The sequence below is a fragment of the Mycobacterium sp. E342 genome (assembly GCF_001667665.1).
Classification (GTDB): domain Bacteria; phylum Actinomycetota; class Actinomycetes; order Mycobacteriales; family Mycobacteriaceae; genus Mycobacterium.
Genome location: NZ_LZJM01000225.1, coordinates 170,109 through 179,533, shown reverse-complemented (window position 1 = coordinate 179,533; position 9,425 = coordinate 170,109). Strand labels below are relative to the sequence as shown.

At 67.0% G+C, this 9,425-nt stretch carries 5 protein-coding genes and 3 pseudogenes; 2 read left to right on the top strand and 6 right to left on the bottom strand.

What is annotated here, in order from left to right:
* Positions 1-49: 49 nt before the first annotated feature.
* Positions 50-232: pseudogene (locus tag A5692_RS28430) on the bottom strand (transglycosylase family protein); the annotation flags it as partial.
* Between A5692_RS28430 and A5692_RS17555 the strand changes: the two are divergent.
* Together A5692_RS17555 and A5692_RS17550 are read left to right on the top strand one after the other, a co-directional pair.
* Positions 226-1,365: pseudogene (locus tag A5692_RS17555) on the top strand (trans-acting enoyl reductase family protein); the annotation flags it as partial. The pseudogenes A5692_RS28430 and A5692_RS17555 sit on opposite strands and share 7 nt — an antisense overlap.
* 62 nt (positions 1,366-1,427) lie before the next feature.
* Positions 1,428-1,910 (top strand): annotated as a pseudogene (locus tag A5692_RS17550) (class I tRNA ligase family protein); the annotation flags it as partial.
* 1,030 nt (positions 1,911-2,940) lie between these two features.
* Here A5692_RS17550 and mobA read toward each other — a convergent pair.
* The 5 genes from mobA to clpX form a co-directional block, all read right to left on the bottom strand.
* Complete coding sequence (gene mobA, locus A5692_RS17545) at positions 2,941-3,546, bottom strand: molybdenum cofactor guanylyltransferase (RefSeq protein WP_068058061.1); 606 nt, start codon at positions 3,544-3,546, stop codon at positions 2,941-2,943.
* Between the two features lies 1 nt (position 3,547).
* Entirely contained in the window at positions 3,548-4,639 is a 1,092-nt protein-coding gene (locus A5692_RS17540) for a 2-oxoacid:ferredoxin oxidoreductase subunit beta (protein WP_068058059.1), read from the bottom strand.
* On the bottom strand, positions 4,636-6,609 hold the full coding sequence (locus A5692_RS17535) for a 2-oxoacid:acceptor oxidoreductase subunit alpha (RefSeq protein ID WP_156766133.1): 1,974 nt from the start codon (positions 6,607-6,609) through the stop codon (positions 4,636-4,638). Before A5692_RS17535 ends, A5692_RS17540 begins: the two co-directional genes overlap by 4 nt.
* 194 nt (positions 6,610-6,803) lie before the next feature.
* Positions 6,804-8,099: an MFS transporter gene (locus A5692_RS17530; protein ID WP_068058055.1), complete on the bottom strand. Its 1,296-nt coding sequence runs from the start codon at positions 8,097-8,099 to the stop codon at positions 6,804-6,806.
* A gap of 45 nt (positions 8,100-8,144) precedes the next feature.
* Complete coding sequence (gene clpX, locus A5692_RS17525; protein WP_055400128.1) at positions 8,145-9,425, bottom strand: ATP-dependent Clp protease ATP-binding subunit ClpX; 1,281 nt, start codon at positions 9,423-9,425, stop codon at positions 8,145-8,147.

Sequence of the window (9,425 nt, the reverse complement as noted above, 5' to 3'; positions counted from 1 at the left end):
ACGCCGACCTGACCGGCGAGGCGATGTTCGTCCGCGAGAGCATCGACTCCTACCACAAGCAGGCCGCCGACACCGGCCACGCGCCGATGCCCTGCGAGTGCAGCACGTTCTCGGCGACCCGGATCTGCTCCTCGCGGCTCGCGTTCTGCGGTGAACCCGCGCCACCGTTGGCGCGCCAGGTGCTCGGGGTGAACTGCAGGCCGCCGGAGAAACCGTTACCGGTGCAGATCGACCGAGCGCTTGCGGGCCGTTCGCGACACCCTCGGTGAATCCGCGCAGTCGTGGCCGCTGATCGCCGCCGACGCCTCGTCGCCGTCGACGCTGAACGAGATGGCCGCCCGCACCCGGGTCGTCATCACCACGGTCGGGCCGTACACCCGCTACGGGCTGCCGCTGGTGGCCGCCTGCGCGGCGGCGGGCACGGACTACGCCGACCTGACCGGCGAGGCGATGTTCGTCCGCGAGAGCATCGACTCCTACCACAAGCAGGCCGCCGACACCGGCGCGCGGATCGTGCACGCCTGTGGATTCGATTCCGTCCCTTCGGACCTCAGCGTGTATGCACTCTACCGGGCGGCGCGAGACGACGGCGCCGGCGAACTCGGCGAAACCGACCTGGTGGTCCGGTCCTTCTCGGGTGGGGTGTCCGGTGGAACCGTGGCGTCGATGCTGGAAGTGCTGGACACCGCGTCTCGCGATCCCGACGCCCGCCGTCAGCTCGCCGACCCGTACACGTTGAGCACCGACCGCAGCGCCGAACCGGAGATCGGCCCGCAGCCTGACCTGCCGTGGCGCCGTGGTCGTCAGATCGCGCCGGAACTGACCGGCGTGTGGACGTCGGGATTCGTGATGGCGCCCTACAACACCCGAATCGTGCGGCGCAGCAACGCATTACTGGACTGGGCGTACGGCCGGCAGTTCCGCTACACCGAAAGCATGAGCCTGGGGTCCTCGCCGCTGGCGCCGCTGGCGTCGGCCGCGGTCGGCGGGGTCGCCAACGCCACCTTCGGATTGGGCAGCCGTTACTTCCGGCTGCTGCCGCGCCGGCTGGTGGAGCGGATCGTCCCCAAGCCCGGGACCGGCCCCAGCCCGGCGGCCCGCGAGCGCGGCTTCTACAAGATCGAGACCTACACCATCACAACCACCGGCGCGCGTTACGTCGCGCGAATGGAGCAGCGCGGCGACCCCGGCTACAAGGCGACCTCGGTGCTCTTGGGGGAGTGCGGCCTCGCGCTCGCGCTCGACCGCGACAAGCTGCCCGATCTGCACGGCGTCCTCACCCCCGCCGCGGCGATGGGTGACGCCCTGCTGGCCCGGTTCCCCGCCGCGGGTGTGACGCTGCAGGTCGACCGGCTGGGGAAGTGACCTCGCTCACCTGCGATTTGGGCACCTACATCCGGGTGAACGGCGCTCCCTAGAATTGACGGGTGACCGCCAGCCGCAGCCCCGCCACCGACCTGCCCAAGTCGTGGGATCCGGGCGCCGCCGAAAGCGCGATCTACCAGAGATGGCTCGACGCGGGCTACTTCGAGGCGGACCCGACGAGCGCCAAACCCGGGTACTCGATCGTGTTGCCGCCGCCGAACGTGACCGGCAGCCTGCACATGGGCCACGCGCTGGAACACACCATGATGGACGCCCTGACCCGTCGCAAACGGATGCAGGGTTATGAGGTGCTGTGGCAGCCGGGCATGGACCACGCGGGTATCGCGACCCAGAGCGTGGTGGAAAAGCAGCTCGCGGTGGACGGCAAGACCAAAGAGGACTTCGGCCGGGAGCTGTTCGTCGAAAAGGTGTGGGACTGGAAGCGGGAGTCCGGCGGTGCCATCGGCGGTCAGATGCGCCGGCTCGGCGACGGGGTGGCGTGGAGCCGCGACCGGTTCACCATGGACGAGGGCCTGTCGCGCGCCAAAGCAAGCCCACGGGGGTGGGCCGACGGTTTTTGGTTGGTGCTGAAACCTGCTTCGGAACGTGCCGGCTTGTCCTGGCACGACAGCGGTGGGCTCGAGTCGCCCGGCGGAGTGCTACCGCCGGCCACGGACGCGACTTCGTCGTCCGCGGCCCCGCTCACACGCGGGTCCGTGATTCTGTTTTCAGTTACTCTTCCGTAACCCGTTGCGGGCTAACACGGACCGTACGAGACCCAGCCGCGTTCGTCATCTTCGGAAAACGGACATCTCGATTCGGTAACGGGGTGATCACAGCGCAATCCCGTCGTCATTTCGGCAGGTCAGCACCGCAATTCCGGCGGGTACCCAACATTCGCAATCGCTTTCAAATCGTGAGCCGAATCACGCGCATTTTGTGAACTGGCCCACGTATTTGCGCTAGTGCGTTTAGGCCGATTGCGCTGCACCGGACCGGGGTCCGCAGCGCGAAGCCGCGCAGCCTACAACAAGTTACGCGTCACCGCTGATCCGCCACGCCCAATGATGCGGACGAATTGTGTTGCGCGGCCGCTAACTTGCGTTGTTCGAATAGCGAGCGCCCAGAGCGGCCGGATCTTCGCGGGACGGGCATTCCGAATCGTCGAAAGATGGCTCTAAGAGACAACTTTCGCGTTTCCTGACGGCGACGACGACGCAACATCGACCACCCGCAACGTCGTCGCTGTTGGTCCACGGAGCTGGTGCCATTCACCTACGCAATTTGCTCGGCGGACGCGGGCATTCGGCTGACCTCAAGTCACCCCACGTCACCGTGTCCGACCGGGCCGCGATCACCCCATCCGAAACACGCTATGTCCCAACAGATCACGATCGGGTCGGCGAATTAGCTTAGAGCACGAAACCGTGCGCCCGCGTGGCCATTCTCCAAGGCGAAGGAAAACGCCTCACGTCGAATAGCTTTGTGAATTGCGGCTTTCGATGGCGGCGGCTGATGGCCTGTAAGCATCTATCCGGTGCGGTCCAACCGCGAGCGGCTCGGGTGGGGTCGACGTCAGCCGCGCGGTTGCGCGAGGGCGCGCAAATCGGCGTCGGTGTTGACGTTGGTCAGCGACCGCGAATCCGACGTCAAAATCCGCTGGGTGTCCGAGGCGTCCACCAGGGCGCGCATCCTGCGCTCGCCGGCGGCCACCAAGGCGTCGGCACGGTCGGCCAGGTCGGTCCGGTACACCGCGGCGAGGTAGTGGTCCTGGCCGTCCCACGGCAGCACCACTTCGGCGCCGGTCTCCAGCGCCCGGCGGGTGAGGTCGTCGATGAGATCGATTGCCAGGAAAGGCATGTCGACGGCGCAGACGAAGGCGAGCCGGGCACCGGCATCGGCGGCCGCCCGCAGCGCCCGCCCGGTCGCCGGCAACGGCCCCAGCCCGCGAAGTTCGTCGCGCATGACCCGCGCCTGTAGTTCGGGCAACGGCTGACCCTGGGCGGCCATCACGAGGACCGGATCGCAACGCTGTCCGAGGATGCCGACCACGTGCTCGACCATCGTGGTCGCGCTGGAGCCCGCGGACGCAGGCACCGGGAGGCTGGCCTTGTCGCGGCCCATGCGCTGCGATGCGCCGCCGGCGAGCACTACCCCGGCCAGTGCAGCTGTCTCGGCCACGTCAGTCGACGGTCCAGGTGTCGCGCCCACGCAGCAATGATTGCAGAGCGGCGTCGCCGAACGGCTTCGAGCCCCGCGCGGCCTGCACCTGGGAGCGCGCCGCGTCGTCGTAGGTGGGGCGGCTGACGTCCCGGAAGATGCCGAGCACCGTGTGATCGAGGTTCTGGTCGGAGAGCCGCGACAGCGCGAAGGCGTAGGCCGAGTCGTCGGTGTGCGCGTCATGCACCATGATCTCGTCGACGGCCACATCGGCGGTCTTGGCGAATTCGAGGCCGAAGCCGGACTTCACCACGCAGTACTCGCCGTCGGCGCCAAAGGTGATCGGCTCACCGTGGCGGATGTTGATCACCCGTTCCTCGGCGCCCTCCTTGCGCAGCACGTCGAAGGAGCCGTCGTTGAAAATCGGGCAGTCCTGCAGGATTTCGACCACGGCCGCACCGCGGTGCTCGGCGGCCGCGCGCAGCACCTCGGTCAGTCCGTTGCGGTCGGAGTCCAGGGCGCGGCCAACGAACGTCGCCTCGGCGCCCAGGGCCAGCGACACCGGGTTGAACGGGTGGTCCAGCGAACCCATGGGGGTCGACTTGGTGACCTTGCCGACCTCCGATGTGGGCGAGTACTGGCCCTTGGTCAGCCCGTAGATCCGGTTGTTGAACAACAGGATCGTGATGTTGACGTTGCGGCGCAGCGCGTGAATCAGGTGGTTGCCGCCGATCGACAGCGCGTCGCCGTCGCCGGTGACCACCCACACGGACAGGTCCTCTCGGGCCAGCGCCAGACCGGTCGCGATCGCCGGCGCGCGGCCGTGGATCGAGTGGAACCCGTAGGTCTCCAGGTAGTACGGGAAGCGGCTGGAGCAACCGATGCCGCTGACGAACACGATGTTCTCCCGGCGCAGTCCCAGCTCGGGCAGGAAGTTGCGGATGGTGTTGAGGATGACGTAGTCGCCGCAGCCGGGGCACCAGCGGACCTCTTGGTCACTGGTGAAGTCCTTGCCCTTCTGCGGCTGATCCGTGGTGGGGACGCCGTCGTTCTTCTTCAACCTCGGGGTCAACCCCAGGTCCGCGCCCGCCAGATTTCCCATCAGGTCGGTCATTCGCTAGCTCCCGCTCCCACCGTCGCTGCCGCCATTCTGGCGACCATCGTCTTGTCTTGCTCGATTTCGGCCAGCGTGCCGCCCAGCGCGGCGCGGATGACGCGCCCGATCTCATCGGCCAGGAATGCGACGCCCTGAACCTTGGTGACCGACTGCACGTCGACCAGGTACTTGCCGCGCAGCAGCAGCGCCAGCTGGCCCAGGTTCATTTCCGGGCACACCACCATCGGGTAGCGCCGCAGCACGTCGCCCAGGTTCGCCGGGAACGGGCTGAGATGGCGCAAGTGGGCGTGCGCGACCTTGACGCCCTTGCGCCGCGCTCGCCGGCACGCTTCGCCGATCGGGCCGTACGAGCTGCCCCAGCCAATCAGCAGCAGCTCGGCGTCCCCGGTCGGGTCGTCAACTTCCACGTCGGGAACCGAGATGCCGTCAATCTTGGCCTGGCGCAACCGGACCATCAGGTCGTGGTTGACCGGTTCGTAGGAGATGGCACCCGAACCGTTCGCCGCCTCCAGACCGCCGATGCGATGCTCGAGTCCGGGGGTGCCGGGGATGGCGAACTGACGGGCCAGCGTCTCCGGGTCACGGTTGTACGGCTGGAAGGGCTCGTCGGGCTTGGCGAAGGTGTGCTTGATCGGCTGCAGCGTGCTGACGTCCGGAATGCGCCACGGCTCAGAGCCGTTCGCGATCGCGCCATCGGACAACACGATCACCGGCGTGTGATAGGACACCGCGATGCGCACCGCCTCGATGGCGACGGCGAAGCAGTCGGACGGCGAGCGCGGCGCCAACACGGCGACCGGCGACTCCCCGTTGCGGCCGTACAGCGCCTGCAGCAGGTCGGCCTGCTCGGTCTTGGTGGGCAGGCCGGTCGAGGGCCCGCCGCGCTGAACGTCGATGACCAGCAACGGCAACTCGGTCATCACCGCCAGGCCCAGCGCTTCGGACTTCAGCGAAATCCCCGGGCCCGAAGTACTCGTGACGCCGAGCGCACCGCCGTAGGAGGCGCCGATTGCGGCACAGATGCCGCCGATCTCGTCCTCGGCCTGGAAGGTGATCACGTTGAAGTTCTTGTGCTTGGACAGCTCGTGCAGGATGTCCGACGCCGGGGTGATCGGGTAGCTGCCGAGCACCACCTGAAGATCGCTCAGCTGCCCGGCAGCGACGATGCCGTAGGCCATCGCGGTGTTGCCGGAGATCTGCCGGTATTCGCCGGATGGCAGCGTCGCCCGCGAGACCTCGTAGGTGGTGCCGAACGCCTCGGTGGTCTCGCCGTAGTTCCAGCCGGCCTTGAGGGCCAAAACGTTGGCCTCGGCGATGTCGGGCTTGCGGGCGAACTTCTCCCGGATGAACTTCTCGCTGGTTTCGATCGGACGGCCGTACATCCATGACAGCAGGCCCAGCGCGAACATGTTCTTGGCGCGCTGGCCGTCCTTCTTCGACGCGCCGATCGCCTCGACGGCCCCCAGCGTCAGCGTGGTCATCGCGACGGAATGCACGACGTAGTCGGACAACTCGTCGGACTCGAGCGGGTTCGTCACGTAACCCACCTTGGTCAGGTTGCGCTTGGTGAACTCGTCGGAATTCGCGATCACCATGCCGCCCCGCGGCAGGTCGCCGAGGTTGGCCTTGAGCGCCGCCGGGTTCATCGCGACAAGCACGTCGGGGCGGTCACCGGCGGTCAGGATGTCGTAGTCGGCGATCTGGATCTGGAAGGACGAGACCCCGGGCAGGGTTCCTGCGGGAGCCCGGATCTCGGCGGGATAGTTCGGCTGGGTCGCCAGGTCGTTTCCGAAAAGCGCTGCCTCAGAGGTGAACCGGTCGCCCGTCAGCTGCATCCCGTCGCCGGAATCCCCGGCGAAGCGAATGACGACTTGTTCCAGGCGCTGGCGGTCGGACCCGCCACCGGAAGGGGACCCGTTCGAGCCGTTTTGAGAATCAGACCCGGCTCCGCTGCCGTTCGGATCCACGTATCCGCCTTCCATTCGTTACCCGGATAGGCACTTCGCTGGAGCTTTACGTTACGCGCCGTTCAAGCGAGTCCCGCACCCTCGAGCTGTGTGTCACTAGTGGTACCAATTATGGCACTTTTTTAAGACTCTCTAAGACGAGAATGGCCGTCTCTAAACCGTTGCATACAGCGGTTTTACACCTAAAGCCGATGTCAGCGCGCGGACGGTGGTGCGGGCCGTTCAAAAGTGTGGTATTGGTCACTTTTCACGGGTGCGCTCACGTCTTTCGGCGCCGTCTCCGGCATCGCGACCAGGTAGAGGAGAAAGCCCGCGGCGGCGAGTGCTCCGAGGAAGGCGAAGGCGGCGTTGTAACCGGCTGCCACCACGATCCAGCCGGCCACGAGATTGGACACCGAGGCGCCAACCCCCGTCGCGGCCGTCACGGCACCGAGGCTCACGTTGAACCGGCCGGTGCCGTGCGTGACGTCCTGGACGACGAGGGGGAACAGCGCGCCGAACACGCCGGCCCCGATGCCGTCCAGCAGCTGCACGCCGACCAACCAATACGGGTTGCCGGACAGGGTGTAGAGAAATCCGCGTGCCGCCAGGACCGCGAAACCGAGCAGGAAGATCGGCTTTCGCCCCCACGCATCGGCCTTGGCTCCGGCCAGGTAGGCCACCGGCACCATGACCACCTGGGCGGCCACGATGCAACCGGCCATCAGCGCGGTCCCGATGTCCTTGTTGTGCAGCGCCAGCAGCTGACCGACCAGCGGCAGCATGGCCGCGTTGGCGAAGTGGAAGGCGATGACCGTCGCGGCGAAGATCATCAGCCGGCGATTGTGCAGCAGCACCGCCATCCGGGAGGGCGTCTCGTGCGGCCCACCCGGCACGTGGTCCATGCCCCGGGCGACGTCGTGGTCGATCGCGTCGCCCGGGATCCGTAGCGTGGCAAGCACACTCGCGGCCGCCATGACGGCCAGCACCCAGAACACCACCACCGGGCCGAAGAAGTAGGCCAGGCCGCCGGTGATGGCGGCGGCCGACGCGTTGCCCGCGTGGTTGAACGACTCGTTGCGTCCGATCCGGCGGGCGAAGAAACGCGGACCCACGACGCCCAGAGTGATCGCGGCCAACGCCGGGGCGAAGACCGAGCCGGCGATACCGGTCAGGGCCTGCAGGACCGAGATCGAGTACAGCCCCGGAAACACCGGCATCGCCAACGAACCGGCGGTGATGGTCAACGCGCCGCCGACGATCAACGCCCGCTTGGTTGTGCTTCGGTCCACCAACGCGCCGGCCGGGGCCTGCGCGACGATCGCCCCGATCCCCCCGACCGCCATGACGAACCCGATCGACGCCTGATCCCAGTGGTGGGCCAGCAGCAGGTAGATCGAGAGGTAGGGGCCCAGCCCGTCGCGGACGTCGGCCAGCAGAAAGTTCAGCAGGTCCAGCGCGCGCGTCAGCCGGCGCGGTACGAGGCTGGGGAGCTCAGCGGCGGCCGGCATGCGCATCTAGTACCCAAATGCGCGGCCGCTCGACCGCGAAGTGGGTTAGGCGCTTTTGTCGCGGCGCTCGGTGCGCGACGGCTTGCGCGGCACGATCGTCGGAAGCACGTTGTCTTGCACGGTCTCCTTGGTCACCACGACCTTGGCGACATCGTCCCGGCTCGGGATGTCGTACATCACCGGCAGCAGGACCTCTTCCATGATGGCGCGCAGACCACGGGCACCCGTGCCACGGTGGATGGCCTGATCGGCGATCGCCTCCAGCGCGTCGTCGGTGAACTCGAGCTCGACGCCGTCCATCTCGAACAGCCTGGTGTACTGCTTGACCAGGGCGTTCTTCGGCTCGGAGAGGATCTTGACCAGCGACTCGCGGTCGAGGTTGGTCACCGACGCGACGACCGGCAGCCGCCCGATGAACTCGGGGATGAGCCCGAACTTGATCAGGTCCTCGGGCATGACCTCGGCGAAGTGGTCGGTGGTGTCGATCTCGGCCTTCGAGCGCACCTCGGCGCCAAACCCGAGGCCGCGCTTGCCGACGCGCTCGTAGATGATCTTCTCCAGGCCGGCGAACGCCCCCGCGACGATGAACAACACGTTGGTGGTGTCGATCTGGATGAACTCCTGGTGCGGGTGCTTGCGGCCACCCTGCGGGGGCACCGAAGCCTGGGTGCCCTCCAGGATCTTCAGCAGCGCCTGCTGCACGCCCTCGCCCGAGACGTCGCGGGTGATCGACGGGTTCTCGCTCTTGCGGGCGATCTTGTCGACCTCGTCGATGTAGATGATGCCGGTTTCGGCGCGCTTGACGTCGTAGTCGGCGGCCTGAATGAGTTTGAGGAGAATGTTTTCGACGTCCTCGCCGACGTAGCCGGCTTCGGTCAGTGCGGTGGCGTCGGCGATGGCGAACGGCACGTTGAGCATCTTGGCGAGCGTCTGCGCCAGGTAGGTCTTGCCGCAGCCGGTGGGCCCGAGCATGAGGATGTTGGACTTGGTCAGCTCAACCGGCTCGTGCCGGGAGTCGCGCCCCTTCTCCCCCGCCTGAATGCGCTTGTAGTGGTTGTAGACCGCGACGGCCAGCGTCCGCTTGGCGGTGTCCTGCCCGATGACGTATCCCTCGAGGAATTCCCGGATCTCGACCGGCTTGGGCAGTTCGTCGAGTTTGACGTCGTCGGCGTCGGCCAGTTCCTCTTCGATGATCTCGTTGCAGAGGTCGATGCACTCATCGCAGATGTACACACCGGGGCCAGCAATGAGTTTCTTGACCTGCTTCTGGCTCTTCCCGCAGAACGAGCACTTCAGCAGGTCACCGCCGTCTCCGATGCGCGCCAT

Excerpts from the sequence above, each read along its gene's own strand:
- A5692_RS17530 (WP_068058055.1), bottom strand. The coding sequence starts at position 8,099 with ATGCCGGCCGCCGCTGAGCTCCCCAGCCTCGTACCGCGCCGGCTGACG.
- clpX (WP_055400128.1), bottom strand. The coding sequence starts at position 9,425 with ATGGCGCGCATCGGAGACGGCGGTGACCTGCTGAAGTGCTCGTTCTGC.
- A5692_RS17540 (WP_068058059.1), bottom strand. The coding sequence starts at position 4,639 with ATGACCGACCTGATGGGAAATCTGGCGGGCGCGGACCTGGGGTTGACC.